The organism is Bradyrhizobium sp. in8p8 (assembly GCF_000426845.1).
GTDB classification, from domain to species: domain Bacteria; phylum Pseudomonadota; class Alphaproteobacteria; order Rhizobiales; family Xanthobacteraceae; genus Bradyrhizobium; species Bradyrhizobium japonicum_C.
In genome coordinates this window covers 203,285-218,615 of the sequence record NZ_AUGD01000013.1, presented here as the reverse complement: position 1 = coordinate 218,615, position 15,331 = coordinate 203,285, and the positions used below count along the sequence as shown (strand labels likewise).

Here is a 15,331-nt window from a genome sequence, read left to right as displayed (position 1 = left end):
CAGATCGGCGAAGGCGCCATGGTCGAATACGTCACCGCGATGATCGGCGGCCAGCTGTTCGGCCTGCCGATCTCCCGCGTCCAGGACGTGTTCATGCCCGAGCGCGTCACCCGCGTGCCGCTGGCCTCGCGCGAGATCGCGGGCGTCCTCAACCTGCGCGGCCGCATCGTCACCGTCGTCGACATGCGCTCTCGTCTCGGCCTGCCCAGGGACGAGGATGGCAAGACCCCGATGGCCGTCGGCGTCGACCTGCGCGGCGAATCCTATGGCCTCTTGATCGACCAGATCGGCGAGGTGCTGCGCCTGCCCGAGGCCGGCATGGAGGAGAACCCCGTCAACCTCGACCCACGCATGGCCAAGCTCGCCGGCGGCGTCCACCGCCTCGATGGCCAGCTCATGGTCGTCCTCGACGTCGATCGCGTCCTCGAGCTGGCGCCCGAAATGATGGCGGCCTGATACGGCGGCGCCGCCGCCGGCGGACTTGCAACTGGAAGTGCCCCGTAAGGGGAGGAAGCAGAGGTTCACATGCGAACTTGTCTCGTCGTTGACGATTCCAGCGTCATCCGGAAGGTTGCGCGCCGGATCCTGGAAGGCCTCGACTTTCAGATCCTCGAAGCCGAAGACGGCGAAAAGGCGCTGGAGGCTTGCAAGCGCGGGCTGCCCGATGCGGTGCTGCTTGACTGGAATATGCCGGTGATGGACGGCTACGAGTTCCTCGGCCATCTCAGGCGCATGCCCGGGGGCGACCAGCCCAAGGTGGTGTTCTGCACCACCGAGAACGACGTCGCGCATATCGCGCGCGCGCTGCACGCCGGCGCCAACGAATACATCATGAAGCCGTTCGACAAGGACATCGTGACGGCGAAATTCCAGGAAGTCGGCCTGATCTGAGCGACCGCCCGGAGGCCGAACGGATCCTTCGGAGCTATTTTTCAACTGAACCGTTTCAGTCTGAGTTGGTGAGTAATGAGTGTTGCGTTCGCAGGTAATTCGACCACGGGCTCGTCGCGTGAAACGGGGCCGCTGCGGGTCATGATCGTCGACGACTCCGTCGTCATCCGCGGTCTGATCTCGCGCTGGGTCGGTGCCGAGCACGACATGGAGGTCGCGGCCTCCTTGCGCACCGGGCTCGAAGCGGTCAACCAGCTCGAGCGCATCAACCCCGACGTTGCCGTGCTCGACATCGAAATGCCCGAGCTCGACGGCATCTCGGCGCTGCCAAAACTGCTGGCGAAGAAGCGCGATCTCGTCATCATCATGGCCTCGACGCTGACGCGCCGCAACGCCGAGATCAGTTTCAAGGCGCTGTCGCTCGGCGCGGCCGATTACATCCCCAAGCCGGAGTCGACGCGCGAAGCGTCGGCGGCGGACATCTTTCACCACGACCTGATCCAGAAGATCCGCCATCTCGGCGCACGGCTGCGTCGCAAGCCCGCGGTCGCAAGCCCGCCGCTCGCGCCGGCGAGTCCGGCGCCCGCGATGCGTGCACCGTCCGTCGCAAGGTCTGCCGCGCCTGCACCGGCTCCGGCCGCACCGTCATCGGGGGCGCTCACGACGCGTGCGTTCTCGACCCAGGTACCGAAGGTGTTGCTGATCGGATCCTCGACCGGCGGACCGCAGGCGCTGATGGCGCTCGTCGCCGATCTCGGGCCGGTGATCGACCGCGTCCCGGTGCTGGTCACCCAACACATGCCGCCGACCTTCACGACCATCCTTGCCGAGCATCTGGCGCGCTCGAGCCGCCGGCCGGCAGCCGAGGCGGTCGACGGCGAGCTGGTGAAGCCGGGACGGATCTATCTCGCGCCGGGCGGCAAGCACATGCGCGTCGCACGCAGCGGCGGGGACACCGTGATCGCGCTCGACGACGGTCCCGCGGTCAACTTCTGCAAGCCCGCGGTCGATCCGCTCTTCACCTCGGCCATCGACGTCTGGCACGGCAACATTCTCTCCGTAATCCTGACCGGCATGGGCTCGGACGGCATGCGCGGCGGCAAGGACATCGTCGCTGCCGGCGGCAGCGTCATCGCACAGGACGAGGCTTCCAGCGTGGTTTGGGGCATGCCGGGGGCTGCGGCCAATGCTGGCATCTGCGCGGCGATCCTGCCGCTCAACCAGATCGGCGCCAAGGTCAATCGCCTGTTCGCGGGAGACCGCTCGTGACGCCGGTCGACTACGATTATCTGCGCAAGTTCCTGAAAGAACGCTCCGGTCTCGATCTCTCCGCCGACAAGCAATATCTGGTCGAGAGCCGGTTGCTGCCGCTCGCCCGCAGGGCGAGCCTGGAAGGCATTCCCGATCTCGTGCTGAAGATCAGGAATGGCGACGGTCGGCTTGCGACCGACGTGGTCGAGGCGATGACCACCAACGAGACCTTCTTCTATCGCGACAAGATCCCATTCGATCATCTGCGCGACACCATCCTGCCGAGCCTGATCCAGGCGCGCGCGGCGCGCAAGTCGATTCGCATCTGGTCGGCGGCCTCCTCGACCGGGCAGGAGCCTTATTCGATCGCGATGTGTGTGAAGGAGATAGGCGCAGCCTTGGCCGGTTGGCGCATCGAGATCGTGGCCACCGATCTGTCGCAGGAGGTGCTGGAGAAATCCAGAGCCGGTGTCTATAGCCAGTTCGAGGTGCAGCGCGGCCTGCCGATCCAGCACCTGATGAAGTATTTTACGCAGGTCGGCGAACTCTGGCAGCTCAATGCCGACATTCGCGCCATGGTGCAGTTCCGCCAGCTCAATCTGCTGCAGGACTTCTCTCATCTGGGCACGTTCGACGTGATCTTCTGTCGCAACGTGCTGATCTATTTCGATCAGGACACCAAGGCGGTGATCTTCGAGCGCCTGGCCAAGGCGATGGAAGCCGACGGCACGCTGCTGCTTGGCGCTGCCGAATCCGTCGTCGGCATCACCGACGCGTTCCGCCCCGTCACGGAGCGTCGAGGTCTCTACCAGCTCAATCCTGCGCGTTCAGGCCGTCCGATGGGCGGATTGATGCCGCCGTCGTTGAAGATCGCCGCGGCGCGGTGAACTCTCCGTCATTCCGGGCTCGCGACTTTGTCGCGCCCGGAATGACGAGCCTTCACAAAATCGCATGCGGCAGAAACCGCGAACCGTTTCCCGTGATCGGGCTCTCGTCTTCGCGGATCGATAGGCCGCAGGGCTCGTGGTTCACCAGCCAGCTTCCGATCACTGGATAGAACCCTGAGAAATTCGGCAGCGGTGACAGCGCCTGCCGCACGAAGCCTTCCGCGCCGTAGGGCCCGGCCTGTTCATCGAGCGGCATGCCGCCCGACACCAGCGTGACGTTGGCGCCTTCGCGCGACAGCAGCGGCTTGCGCACAAACGAGCTGCCGAGCTCGGCGGCGCGCGGATCGTCCTCGAAGAAGGCCGGCAGCAGATTGGGATGGTTCGGAAACATCTCCCAGAGCAGCGGTAGAATGCCCTTGTTGGAAAGCACCGCCTTCCACGGCGGCTCGATCCAGCGTGTCGGCGCGCTCGCGAGCTTGGCGCCGAACGTGTCATGGAACATCCACTCCCAAGGATAGAGCTTGAAGGCCAGTGCGATGTCGCGATCGTCGAGATCGACGAAGCCGCCGGGCTCGTCGCGCCAGCCGATCTGCTCGATATCGAGCAATTTGGTCGAGAGCCCGGCTTGGCGCGCGGTGTCTTCGAGATAGGCGAGTGTGCCGGCGTCTTCCTCGTTGTCCGTGACGCCGGTGAGATGGATGTGGCGGCTGCCGGCGATCTCCCTCCAGGCCGCGATCAGCCGCTCATGGATGGAGTTGAACTGATCGGCGCGCGGTGGGACGATGCGCCGTTCGATCGCCTGTTCGAGCCAGGTCCATTGAAACACCGCGGCCTCGAAGATCGAGGTCGGCGTATCCGCATTGTATTCGAGCAGCTTTGCCGGACCTTTGCCGTCGAATTTGAGGTCGAGCCGGCCATAGAGGCTGCGGTCGTCGCGCTTCCAGCTCTCGGCGATCAGGCTCCAGAACGCTTCCGGAATCTTCAATCGTCGGAGATGGCGCTCATCGCCGATCACCCGTCCGACGAGCTCCAGGCACATTGCGTCAATGTCACTGGTCGGTGCCTCGATGCCGCGCTCGATCTCGTCGAGCGTGAAGCCGTAATAGGCACGCTCGTCCCAATAGCGCTCGCCGCCGATAGTGTGGAAGGTGAAGCCGCATTGCGCTGCGGTCTCACGCCAGTCATCCCGCTCGAGGCAGCTGATGCGCTGCATGGATCAGCCGCCGCCGGAGAAGCCGTGGCCGAACGAGCCGAAGCCGCCGCGGCTCACGCTGCCGTGGCCGGAAACGGACGACGTTCCCGACGAGGAATGACTGGAGGAATCGCTGTTGAAGAAGCTCGACCGCGACGACCAGCGCGAGCTGCTGCCCCCCGACGAACTGCTGCTGCTGCATGTCGTGGTCGTCTGCTCCGGCACGGCTCCGGGGGTGGGCTCGCAGTTCTGCCGCGGCATCAAGGTGTAGGCGGTGGTGCCGACCGCAATCGTGCCCATCACCAGCAGCGCGACATGGCCGGAGCGCTTGGTCGGCGGCCGTGACGGCGGTGGCTCGGCCACCGGCCGGCGCTTGCCGAACTGCTTTTTGGCGGGTTTGTCGGCCATGATCAGTAGATCATGCTGGCAGCGTTCAGCAGCCCCGCGGCGAGCGAGGACAGGCCGAGCCAGATCGCCGGCGCAAGCTCGCCGGCATCGATTCGCGCCGACAGGTTCGGCACCGGAACCTTGACGAGATAGAACACGATGACCTGGACGACCAATGCGATCGTCGCCCAGATCAGGCAGTCCAGCACGTTGGCCGAATGCGCGATGGCGCTGACCAGCGGCGCGACGAAGCCGAGCAGGCTGAGCCCAAGTGCGATCGCCGCGGCCGGCTGGTTGTCGCGGATGAGCTGGAATTCGTTGTGGGCGGTGATGCGCGTATAGACGAACAGATAGGCCACGATCGCGATCAGCCCGGTGCAGAAATAGACCAGGAAGGCGGGCAGGCCGGCGAGTGATTGCAGGATCATCGTTCCCCCATCGTGCAGCGACCATTCGTCGGCGGGAGGAGGTTAGCGGTTCAAATGTTAGGGGGTGGTGAAGCTGGAACGGTACGGTCGGTGCAATCTCCCTCAAGCAGGACCGGGAGAGGACGCCCCCAAAAAACAAAACCCCGCCATTTGCGGCGGGGTCCAGGCTGGGAGGAGCAAGCCCTGCGGGGCTTGCCACGTGAACCCAGGATCAGGCGGGGATGCGCTCGTCGGCTTCGTGCGGCTCGCGCAGCACATAGCCGCGGCCCCACACGGTCTCGATGAAGTTGCGGCCCTCGGACGCGTTGGCCAGCTTCTTGCGGAGCTTGCAGATGAAGACGTCGATGATCTTCAGCTCGGGCTCGTCCATGCCGCCATAGAGATGGTTGAGGAACATTTCCTTGGTGAGGGTCGTGCCCTTGCGGAGCGAGAGCAGCTCCAGCATCTGATATTCCTTGCCGGTCAGATGCACGCGCTGGCCGCCGACTTCCACCGTCTTGGTGTCGAGGTTGACGACGAGGTCGCCAGTCTGGATGACCGACTGGGCATGGCCCTTGGAGCGGCGCACGATCGCGTGGATGCGGGCCACCAGCTCGTCCTTGTGGAAGGGCTTGGTCATGTAGTCGTCGGCGCCGACGCCGAGACCCTTGACCTTGTCCTCGATGCCGGCGAGGCCGGAGAGGATCAGAATCGGTGTCTTGATTTTCGAGACCCGGAGCTGCTTGAGCACGTCGTAGCCGGACATGTCGGGCAGGTTGAGGTCGAGAAGAATAATGTCGTAATCGTATAGTTTACCGAGATCGACGCCTTCTTCCCCCAAATCGGTCGTGTAGACGTTGAAGCTCTCCGACTTCAACATCAGCTCGATCGACTGCGCGACGGCGCTGTCATCTTCAATCAGCAAAACGCGCATGCCAGTTCCCCATAGTCGCCGCTCCTGGGCGTCAGGTCGGCCGCATTCGCGGCACTCAACAAAACGCCTTTGAACAACTGATTCGGATCCTGACGACAGATGGTTAACAAACTCTGATTCTGGAACGCAAGTCCCCACCGTGCAATTTTTGTCGAATCGCCCTAAGGTCTTGCGCGCGAAGCAGCTTTCGTCACCTAGTTCCGTTCAAGCTCCACTTTAAGAGACGGGCCTAACCGACTCCCGCGACTCAGCCTTCTTCTGAAGGGAAGCCACGCTCAGTGTCAAAGACAGTGACGCAATGATTAATGATGCGGGTAAACACGAAGTTAAGCGCCGTTCAGAAATATGGCGAAACTTAAGGTTTTGACCGTGATGTCCCGGATGAGCAGCGCGCGCCCTTTCATGAAGGCCCACCGATGAAGGCTTTGGCCGAACAGATCGGCGACATCGACGGCATCAACATATATGGCCGCGTGGTCGGCGTGCGCGGCCTGATGGTCGAGGTCGCCGGTCCCATTCATGCCATGTCGGTCGGCGCGCGGCTGGTGATCGAGACCGGTGCCAACCGTACCATTCCCTGCGAGGTGATCGGCTTCTCCGGCAACAATGCCGTCGTGATGCCGTTCGCCGGCCTCGACGGCGTGCGCCGCGGTTGCAAGGCGGTCATCGCCAATGCGGCCAATCAGGTGCGGCCGTCTGCAGCGTGGCTCGGCCGCGTCGTCAACGCGCTGGGCGAGCCGATCGACGGCAAGGGGCCGTTGCCGCAGGGCTCCTCGCCGATGCCGTTCCGCAATACGCCGCCGCCGGCACACTCGCGCAAGCGTGTCGGCGCGCCGCTCGATCTCGGCGTGCGCGCGATGAACACCTTTCTCACGTGCTGCCGCGGCCAGCGCATGGGCATCTTCGCAGGCTCCGGCGTCGGCAAGTCGGTGCTGCTGTCGATGCTGGCCCGCAACGTCGATGCCGATGTCAGCGTCATCGGACTGATCGGCGAACGCGGCCGCGAGGTGCAGGAGTTCCTCCAGGACGATCTCGGAGAGGAGGGGCTTGCGCGCTCAGTCGTGGTGGTCGCGACCTCGGATGAGCCGGCGCTGATGCGCCGCCAGGCCGCGTATCTGACGCTCGCGGTCGCCGAGTATTTTCGCGACGAGGACAAGGACGTGCTCTGCCTGATGGACTCGGTGACGCGCTTTGCCATGGCTCAGCGCGAGATCGGTCTGTCCGCCGGCGAGCCGCCGACCGCCAAAGGCTACACCCCCACCGTCTTCACCGAATTGCCGAAGCTGTTGGAGCGCGCCGGGCCGGGCCTCGGGATAGGTGCCATCACCGCGATCTTCACGGTGCTGGTCGATGGCGACGACCACAACGAGCCGATCGCGGATGCGGTCCGCGGCATCCTCGACGGCCACATCGTGATGCAGCGCGCGATTGCGGAGCGCGGCCGCTATCCCGCGATCAACATCCTCAAATCCGTCTCGCGCACCATGCCGAAATCGGCGGACCCGCAGTTCTGGCCGGTCATCCAGCGGGCACGCCAGGTGATGGCGACCTATGCCGACATGGAGGAATTGATCCGGCTTGGCGCCTACCGGGCCGGCTCCAGCCCGGAGGTCGACGAGGCGATCCGCCTGCACGAGCCGCTGGAGGCGTTCCTGCGCCAGCGCAAGGACGAGAAGGCGTCACTGGCGGACGGCTACCGCCAATTGGCGCAAATCCTCGGCAATTTGGAAACGGAACGCTAACTTTGTCAGGTCATCATCCGATCCAAGAGAGTAGCAGAGCCGGTCTTGGCCCCCATCGGGCCTGTGGGGTGACCGGTGTCGTCCCACGTGCAGCGCGGGGACTTCTGGGGAGTACGAGTCGATGAAGTCACGAGATACCCTCATCCGCCTGAAGAAGTTTCAGGTCGACGAGAAGCGCCGCAGGGTCACCCAGATCGAGACCATGATCGCAGACTTCCAACGCATGTCGGTCGATCTCGAACGTGAGATCCAGACCGAGCAGGAGCGTGCCGGGATCAACGATCCCTCGCACTTCGCCTATCCGACTTACGCCAAGGCCGCGATCCAGCGCCGCGAGAACCTGACCCGTTCGGCCGATGAGCTCAAGGGCCAGCTCGACGAAGCCAAGGCCGCACTGGCCGAAGCTTTCGAGGAGCTGAAGAAGGTCGAGCTGCTCGACGAGCGCGACCAGGCCCGCGAGCGCGCCGAAGAGAACGCCCGCGAGCAGGCCGACCTCGACAGCATCGGCCTGATGCGTGCTCGCATCGGCGCCGTCGCGTAACGGCGCCGGCAAGCCAGAGCACCGAGAAATCCGCGAACCCGGACCCGCAAGGTCCGGGTTTTCGCATGTGCTGTCCACAGTGCGGCGCCGCACCCCTTGGTGCTCGGCTTTGCCGCGCGCTATGGTGGCTGGAATGAATGCTGTGCCAGCAACAGCGGTGCCCACCTCTTCCCTGGGAGAGGTCGGCGCGGAGCGCCGGATGAGGGGTGACGGTCCGCCGTCTACCCCGTGCCCCCTCACCCGATTTGCTGCGCAAATCGACCTCTCCCCGTGTGGGAGTGGTGAAGGGAAGCGACGGGCCGCTTTTCAGGGGGCTGAATGCTGACGCCAGCAGAGCTGGTCGGGTTGATCGAGGCGGTGGCGAAGCGCGATCAGGCCGCGTTCGAGCGCCTTTACGCCGCTACGCGCGCGAAACTCTATGGCGTCGTGCTCCGTATCTTGCGCCGACAGGATCTCGCAGAGGAGGTCATTCAGGAGACCTACGTCAAGATCTGGAACGGCGCCGGCCAGTTCAATCCGGCCCTGTCGTCGCCGATCACTTGGATGGCCTCGATTGCGCGCAACCGCGCCATCGACATCGTGCGCAAGAAGTCGGAAGCCTCCATCGAGGACGAGCCTCAGGCGATGGAGGTTGCGGCCGAGAGCCCCGATCCGCTGGCGCGCCGCGAGATGACCGAGGAGCTGAAGCGCCTCCTGGAATGTATCGGCCGGCTCGAGCCCGACCGCCAGCGGCTCGTGCTGCTCGCCTATTACAACGGCTGGAGCCGCGAGCAATTGGCGGAAAAATTCGCTGCTCCCGTCAACACGGTGAAGACGTGGCTCCGGCGCAGCATGCTGGATATCAGGGAGTGCCTCGGGCTCTAGAGGATGATGAGAGTGGCAGAGACCAGCGCGGCAACGACAGTTCACCTCTACCTGCGCGAGAGGTGAAGGAGTGTGATGGACTACACCGAGGACCATATCGCGCTCGCCGCGGAATACGCGCTCGGCACGCTCGATGCCGATGAGCGTGCCCAGGTCGAGACCATGATGGCGGTGGACGAGGCGTTCGCCGGCATCGTGCTGTCCTGGTCCTATCGGCTCAGTGCCCTCAACCAGATGGTCGGCTCGGTCGAGCCGCGCCCGATCGTGTGGGAGAACATCAGATCCGAGATCGCGCGCACGGCCCTTGCGCAACAGCCGTCCGCGCCCGCCGAGGCTACGCCTCCGCCGCCTCTGCCGGAACCGCCCTCGCCCGACACCGGAGAGCTCTCGACGGAGAGCTCGTCATCGGCCGACGTGCAGCGTCCTCAAGTCGAGCCTCCGGCGCGGCCATCTGACGAGCCTGATGCGATACCCGACATCGCGCCGCAATTCATCCCGCAGGTGCATGCTCCCGATCTCAACGTCGTCCGCGCACCGCAGACGCCGGTCGCGGACGATGGCAACGTGATTCGCCTCGAGAACCGGGTGAAGCGCTGGCGCTCCATCGCATCGGCTGTCGGTGCGCTTGCAGCCGTGCTGCTCGTGACGCTGTCTCTCCAAATCTTCCTGCCCGAGGCGCTGCCGGGCGCCTTGCGTCCGGCGCCGCGCATCCAGACCGTCGAGGTCAAGACCCCGGCCGCGCCGCTCGCCCCCTCCGCGCAATATGTCGCGCTGCTGCAGGGCCAGGGCGGCGGCCCTGCCTTCATTCTCACCATCGATGGCGCGACGCGAAATTTCACGGTGCGGAAGGTCGGCGCGACGCCGGAGCCGGGCAAGAGCTTCGAGCTTTGGCTGATCTCGGACAAGCTGCCGCGGCCGCGCTCGCTCGGCGTCATCGGCGCGAGCGATTTCACCGCGCGTCCGCTGCTCGCGTCCTACGATGCCGAGGTCGTCAATGGTGCGACCTACGCCGTCACGGTCGAGCCGGCCGGCGGTTCACCGAACGGCCAACCGACCTCGGCCCCAGTGTTTTCCGGAAAGCTGATCGAGACTGTCCCGCCCACGCAAGCGCAGGCGCCGGCGAAGAAGTAGGTGTCGACCGTCCCTAGGGGCCGCATTCCTGTCGCTGCGGTCCATTCCGCCGTCGTATTTCGACAAGCCTGGCCGAATCCGTGCCTGGTTTGAACCTCTCCGCAATTGCCGGCGTCAAATCCCCGGAATTTGAAGTTGGCGCCGCCGATCGCGCTGCCGGAGAGGGGCTAGAAATCAGATGGATGCAGCGAGAACGCCGGGCATCTTCCGTCACCAATATGCGGGGCTGCCGCACGGCGCGGCCTTCGAACATTGGCGCGAGCGGGCCGTCGGCTCCTGCGGCCTCGATATCGGGCCGAGCCATGGCGAGAGCATCGATTGCAGGCTCCAGATCAGCGTGGTCGACAACATCGCGCTCGCTATTCCCGAAGGCGCCTCCGCACAATATTCCCGCACGCAGAGTCATCTTGCCGACGGCAGCGACGACCTCGTTCTGATCGCGGCACATGCGGGCCTCGTCAGCGTCGGACAGAACGGCCACACCGTCGAACTCTCGCCCGCTCAGATGGTGCTGGTCGACATGAGCGTCACCGGCACTGTCGGCCATACCGATGAGAATCGCTTCACCTCTATCCGCATGCCGCGCCGCGCGCTGCTCGATATCAGTCCGCGCGCCGAAGACAAGCTATCCCAGGTGCTGAGCGACGGTGCGGTCGCCGAGACCATCTTCCGCTACCATGCGCTCGCCGCCAACCACGCGCCGCATCTCGATGCGGTGGGCCAGCGCCTGACCGCGCAGCATATGGTCGATCTCGTCGGCCTCCTGCTCGGCACCGATGCAGAGCACGCGAGCCGCGCACGCGGCCGGGGGCAGGCGGCGGCCCGACTCGACCTCATGCGCGCCGACGTGATGGCTGCGCTCGGCCGCAACGATCTCTGCCTGTCCGAGGTCGCGACGCGCTCGGGTCTGAGCCCGCGCCAGGCGCAACGCCTGTTCGAGCAGGCCGGCACCACCTTCACCGAATTCGTGCTGGAGCAGCGTCTGCTTCATGCGCGCAAGCTGCTCGGCGATCCCCGCGCCAGGGCGCGCAAGATCAGCGACATCGCGCATTCCTCGGGCTTCTCCGACCTGTCCTATTTCAACCGCGCCTTCCGCAAGCGCTTCGGCGCGACGCCGTCGGAGCTGCGCGAGGCGTAAGCAGCGACTGTGACGACGATCATCGGGCGGCATCGTTCGCCTTGCGTGCAATTGCTCACCGCGCAAAACATACCCAGACATGAGAAAGCGCCCGTGGGGGGCGGGCGCTTTCCGTAGTCGACTTGGGGTTGGGGTCGTCTACATATCCACGTGGCGACTTTGGGGGGCTGGTAAAGAGCCGCGTGAATTCCTGAAACTCATGTCTCCTCAGCGAACGAGCGAGGTGTTCGCGCTGGTGATGGTGACCGGCTTGCCGGCCTTCATGACGCGTGCGGTCTGGGTAAGGCCTTCATCCGAGCTCGTTGCGCGCGCGGTGATGCCGAGGCCCGCCACCGCGATGCCGGCAACGAGCGCCACCACCACGATCTTGAGGTGGGTCGAGCGATCTGCGCTGTAAATCGAGTGGTTCATGGAAGCCTCCTGCCGCCATCTACCCGAAGTAGTCGCCAGCCTGTTCAGGCAGGTTCATGCTTCCGGTGCCCAACAACCTAGTATTGGGTGGATTCGTTCCCAAGGGGCGATCACAAGAGCGTGAAATGACGTGAAAGGCCGCGATCAGAAAACGCTCATCGGCCCTGCATTTTGGCAATTATTTCAAAGCTGTAATGTGCGTGCCAGGGGCTGTTTCGGCGGTTGGTGGACAAAGCGCCGGGAACTCAAAAACCATTTGCTTGTGGCTGAAAAGCATACGGCTTCTTAAGGCAAATCAGATGCTTCCGACCGTTTTGAGCCTCGCCCTTGGGTGGATTTCGGCCTGCGACAGCACGGTGGTCTGGGCCCGGAACCGCTCCACCAGGGACCGGACGAAAGGACGAATGGCCGCGGAGGTGACCAGCACCGGCGCTTCGCCTTCTCGGGCGGCGCGTTCGAAGGCCTCGCGCACGGCGGTCATGAACTCCGACAATTTCGAGGGCTGCATCGCGAGGCTGCGCTCCTCGCCCTGGCCGATGATCGACTCGGCAAAGGCCTGCTCCCACTTCGCCGAGAGCGCGATCAGCGGCAGATAGCCGGCATAGGAGGTGTTCTGCGCGCAGATCTGCCGCGCGAGGCGGGCGCGGACGTGCTCGACCATGGTGGCTGGATTGCGCGAGAAGGCGAGCGAATCGGCGATACCTTCGAGGATGGTCGAGAGGTCGCGGATCGAGATGCGCTCGGCGAGCAGCAGCTGCAGCACGCGCTGGATGCCGGAGACCGTCACCTGTCCCGGGACGATATCCTTGACCAGCTCGCTCTGCTCCTTCGGCAGCTCCTTGAGCAGCTTCTGCACCTCGCCGTAAGAGAGCAGGTCCGACATGTTGGCCTTGAGCAGCTCGGTGAGATGGGTCGAGAGCACGGTCGCGGCGTCGACGACGGTGTAGCCCTTGAGCGAGGCCTCTTCCTTCAGGCTGGCATCGACCCAGGTCGCGGGCAGGCCGAAGGTCGGCTCGGTGGTGTGGATGCCGGGTACCTGCACCTGGCCGCCGCCGGGGTCCATGACCATGAACTGGTTCGGCCAGATCTTGCCGGTGCCGGCGTCGACCTCCTTGATCTTGATGATGTAGGTGTTGGCCTCGAGCTGGACGTTGTCGAGGATTCGCACCGCCGGCATCACGAAGCCCATCTCGATCGCGAGCGAACGGCGCAGCGCCTTGATCTGCTCGGTGAGGCGGTCGGTGCCGTCGGGGCCGTTGACCAGCGGCAGCAGCGCATAGCCAAGCTCGATCTTGAGGTCGTCGATCTTGAGTGCGGCCGAGATCGGCTCTTCGGTCGCAGCGGCCCCCGGTACACCGGGCTGACCTGCCGCGGGCGCGGCCTTGGCGGCTTCTTCGGCCTTGGCGGTGACCCGGTTGCGGTTGCGCGAGTTCCAGGCCAGCGCGCCTGCGCCGAGGCCAAGTGCGAGGAACGGGAGCGTGGGAATGCCCGGCAGCGCCGCCAGCACCAGCATCACCGCCGAGGACATCGCGAGCGCCTGCGGATAGCCGGAGAACTGCTTCATCAGCGCCTTGTCGGCGGCACCGGAGACGCCGGCCTTGGAGACGAGCAGGCCGGCCGCGGTCGAGACGATCAGCGCCGGCACCTGGGTGACGAGGCCGTCACCGACGGTCAGGAGCGTGTAGGTGCGGCCGGCGTCGGCGAAGGACATGCCCTGCTGCGCCACGCCGATGATGATGCCGCCGACGACGTTGATGAAGACGACGAGCAGTCCGGCGATGGCGTCGCCGCGGACGAACTTGGAGGCGCCGTCCATCGCGCCGAAGAAGCCGCTCTCGTCCTCCAGCTCCTTGCGCCGCTCCTTGGCGACCTTCTCGTCGATCAGGCCGGCGGAGAGGTCGGCGTCGATCGCCATCTGCTTGCCAGGCATGGCGTCGAGGTGGAAGCGCGCGGCGACCTCGGCGATGCGGCCCGAACCCTTGGTGATGACGACGAAATTGACGATGATCAGGATGGCGAAGACGATGATGCCGATGACGAAATTGCCGCCCATCACGAAGTTGCCAAAGGCCTCGATGACGTGGCCGGCGGCGGCCGTGCCCTCGTGTCCGTGCGAGAGGATCAGGCGGGTCGAGGCCATGTTGAGCGACAGGCGCAGCATGGTCGAGATCAGCAGGACGGTTGGGAAGGCCGAGAATTCCAATGGCGCCTGGATGAACAACGATGTCATCAGGATCAGGATCGAGAGCGTGATCGAGATCGCCAGGAACAGATCCAGCACGATCGCGGGCAGCGGCAGGATCAGCACCACCAGGATGGTGAGGACGCCGAGCGCCAGCGCGATATCGCCGCGCTTGAGGATGGTGACGATCTCGCTGAGGGAGGGGATGCCGGGCTTGGCGCTGCCTACGCCCTGTCCCGCCGTGACGTCGACCATGGTAGCTGCCTCCCCGCGCGACTGCCGTCCGCGCGCCCCAAACGTCTGCGCGGCGGCCGATGGGCCGCCGTTCCGAAAGTGAGGCACCGCACTGGCGTCCACAGGGAGTCCCCCGTTCTAACGCGGCCGACGACACTCGACTTCACCCGGCAATTTTTGCCCGGTGTATGGTTAGCAAAGGGTTAACGGAGGGGTAGAGAGAGGGTGGGCCCGGGGTTTTCGGGGCGCTCGGGCTGCCATCCGGGGCGCCCGAAGGGCGAACCCCGGAATTATCGGGCCGCAGGTGGTGTGGGAAATGGAGTCCGGGCTCGTGCCCAGGGGGCACGCCCCGGAATGGCAGAGCCTACTTGGCCTTCTGCATCCTGGTCACCGTATATCCCGACGTTCCTTCCTCAGCCTCGAAGGTCACCTTATCGCCGACCTTCACTTGCTTCAGCATCGCAGGATCCTTGACCCGGTAGACCATGGTCATGGGTTCCTCCATGCCGAGGCTCTTCGCCGGTCCGTGCCTGAGCGTGATCTTGCCGGCGCCCTCGTCGATCTTCTTCACCTCGCCGCTGATCGCGGCGCCCTCGGCTGCGAGAGTTGCGGTCGCAAGGCCCATGCTCAGTGCCAGTGCAGCAGTGATACCAATGATGCGGTTCATGATAGTCTCCATTGCTTACTTCACGGTGACGTGGCCGATCATGCCGTAGTCGCGGTGATCGGGGATCAGACAGGAAAATTCGAACGTGCCGGCCTTGCTGAATTTCCAGAGGATCTCGGCCGTCTTGCTCGGGGCGAGGCGCACTGCGTTCGGCTCGTCGTGCTCCATGTGCGGATGCTTCTTCATCTCCTGAGCATGCGCGAGATTCTCTTTGGTCGTGGCGAGCAGGAATTCATGGTCCTCCTTGCCGACATTGCGCAGCACGAAGCGGATCTGCTCGCCGCGCTTCACCTCGATCCGGGCGGGCGTGTAGTCCATCTCGTTCATCAGAATCTCGATGGTGCGCGCGGGCTTCTTGGGATTGCCGGGCTCGCCGGCCGAAAAGGTTGCGTGCCCGTGCTTCTCATGGGCAAGCGCCGGCGCGGTCGAAAGCGCGGCCAGCGCGAGGCCGAGCTTGATGGCGGTCTTCATC

17 protein-coding genes are annotated in these 15,331 nt (G+C 64.8%); 9 read left to right on the top strand and 8 right to left on the bottom strand.

Annotated elements, in window-relative coordinates; all coding sequences use genetic code 11:
* From K408_RS0129035 to K408_RS0129020, 4 genes are all read left to right on the top strand, one after another.
* A partial coding sequence (locus K408_RS0129035; protein ID WP_433994148.1) for a chemotaxis protein CheW occupies positions 1 to 456 on the top strand: 456 nt, incomplete at its 5' end.
* A gap of 69 nt (positions 457 to 525) precedes the next feature.
* Positions 526 to 891, top strand: a complete 366-nt coding sequence (locus K408_RS0129030) for a response regulator (RefSeq protein ID WP_007600538.1) — start codon at positions 526 to 528, stop codon at positions 889 to 891.
* A gap of 75 nt (positions 892 to 966) precedes the next feature.
* The gene (locus K408_RS0129025) at positions 967 to 2,160 is read left to right on the top strand and encodes a protein-glutamate methylesterase/protein-glutamine glutaminase (RefSeq protein WP_024341749.1); all 1,194 of its coding nucleotides are present in this window, start codon (positions 967 to 969) and stop codon (positions 2,158 to 2,160) included.
* Positions 2,157 to 3,029 (top strand): CheR family methyltransferase, encoded by an 873-nt coding sequence (locus K408_RS0129020; protein WP_024341748.1) that lies wholly within the window; start codon positions 2,157 to 2,159, stop codon positions 3,027 to 3,029. Before K408_RS0129025 ends, K408_RS0129020 begins: the two co-directional genes overlap by 4 nt.
* Positions 3,030 to 3,081: 52 nt before the next feature.
* Here K408_RS0129020 and K408_RS0129015 read toward each other — a convergent pair whose 3' ends face one another.
* From K408_RS0129015 to ctrA, 4 genes are all read right to left on the bottom strand, one after another.
* Complete coding sequence (locus K408_RS0129015; protein ID WP_024341747.1) at positions 3,082 to 4,242, bottom strand: glutathionylspermidine synthase family protein; 1,161 nt, start codon at positions 4,240 to 4,242, stop codon at positions 3,082 to 3,084.
* A 3-nt stretch (positions 4,243 to 4,245) separates the two neighbouring features.
* Positions 4,246 to 4,629, bottom strand: coding sequence for a hypothetical protein (locus tag K408_RS0129010; protein ID WP_024341746.1), 384 nt, complete (start codon positions 4,627 to 4,629; stop codon positions 4,246 to 4,248).
* A gap of 2 nt (positions 4,630 to 4,631) precedes the next feature.
* On the bottom strand, positions 4,632 to 5,036 hold the full coding sequence (locus K408_RS0129005; RefSeq protein ID WP_024341745.1) for a DUF350 domain-containing protein: 405 nt from the start codon (positions 5,034 to 5,036) through the stop codon (positions 4,632 to 4,634).
* A gap of 211 nt (positions 5,037 to 5,247) precedes the next feature.
* Positions 5,248 to 5,949 (bottom strand): response regulator transcription factor CtrA, encoded by a 702-nt coding sequence (gene ctrA / locus K408_RS0129000; RefSeq protein ID WP_016848562.1) that lies wholly within the window; start codon positions 5,947 to 5,949, stop codon positions 5,248 to 5,250.
* A gap of 416 nt (positions 5,950 to 6,365) precedes the next feature.
* Between ctrA and fliI the strand changes: the two genes are divergently transcribed.
* The 5 genes from fliI (at position 6,366) to K408_RS0128975 (ending at position 11,365) form a co-directional block, all read left to right on the top strand.
* Positions 6,366 to 7,691, top strand: coding sequence for a flagellar protein export ATPase FliI (gene fliI / locus K408_RS0128995; RefSeq protein ID WP_024341744.1), 1,326 nt, complete (start codon positions 6,366 to 6,368; stop codon positions 7,689 to 7,691).
* A 121-nt stretch (positions 7,692 to 7,812) separates the two neighbouring features.
* Positions 7,813 to 8,232, top strand: coding sequence for a flagellar export protein FliJ (gene fliJ / locus K408_RS0128990; protein WP_011084990.1), 420 nt, complete (start codon positions 7,813 to 7,815; stop codon positions 8,230 to 8,232).
* A 318-nt stretch (positions 8,233 to 8,550) separates the two neighbouring features.
* Positions 8,551 to 9,096 carry a sigma-70 family RNA polymerase sigma factor gene (locus tag K408_RS0128985; protein WP_024341743.1) on the top strand — a complete coding sequence of 182 codons (546 nt, stop codon included), beginning with the start codon at positions 8,551 to 8,553 and terminating at the stop codon, positions 9,094 to 9,096.
* Between the two features lie 75 nt (positions 9,097 to 9,171).
* Entirely contained in the window at positions 9,172 to 10,227 is a 1,056-nt protein-coding gene (locus tag K408_RS0128980; RefSeq protein ID WP_024341742.1) for an anti-sigma factor, read from the top strand.
* A 178-nt stretch (positions 10,228 to 10,405) separates the two neighbouring features.
* A complete protein-coding gene (locus K408_RS0128975; RefSeq protein ID WP_024341741.1) occupies positions 10,406 to 11,365 on the top strand; it encodes a helix-turn-helix transcriptional regulator in 960 nt (319 codons plus the stop codon).
* Between the two features lie 207 nt (positions 11,366 to 11,572).
* Here the strand turns inward: K408_RS0128975 and K408_RS0128970 are convergent, their stop codons facing one another.
* The 4 genes from K408_RS0128970 to K408_RS0128955 form a co-directional block, all read right to left on the bottom strand.
* Complete coding sequence (locus K408_RS0128970; RefSeq protein WP_024341740.1) at positions 11,573 to 11,776, bottom strand: hypothetical protein; 204 nt, start codon at positions 11,774 to 11,776, stop codon at positions 11,573 to 11,575.
* A 295-nt stretch (positions 11,777 to 12,071) separates the two neighbouring features.
* Complete coding sequence (gene flhA, locus K408_RS0128965) at positions 12,072 to 14,213, bottom strand: flagellar biosynthesis protein FlhA (protein ID WP_024341739.1); 2,142 nt, start codon at positions 14,211 to 14,213, stop codon at positions 12,072 to 12,074.
* A gap of 343 nt (positions 14,214 to 14,556) precedes the next feature.
* Positions 14,557 to 14,859, bottom strand: coding sequence for a copper-binding protein (locus K408_RS0128960; protein ID WP_024341738.1), 303 nt, complete (start codon positions 14,857 to 14,859; stop codon positions 14,557 to 14,559).
* 15 nt (positions 14,860 to 14,874) lie between these two features.
* Positions 14,875 to 15,330 (bottom strand): cupredoxin domain-containing protein, encoded by a 456-nt coding sequence (locus tag K408_RS0128955; RefSeq protein WP_024341737.1) that lies wholly within the window; start codon positions 15,328 to 15,330, stop codon positions 14,875 to 14,877.
* Position 15,331 lies beyond the last annotated feature (1 nt).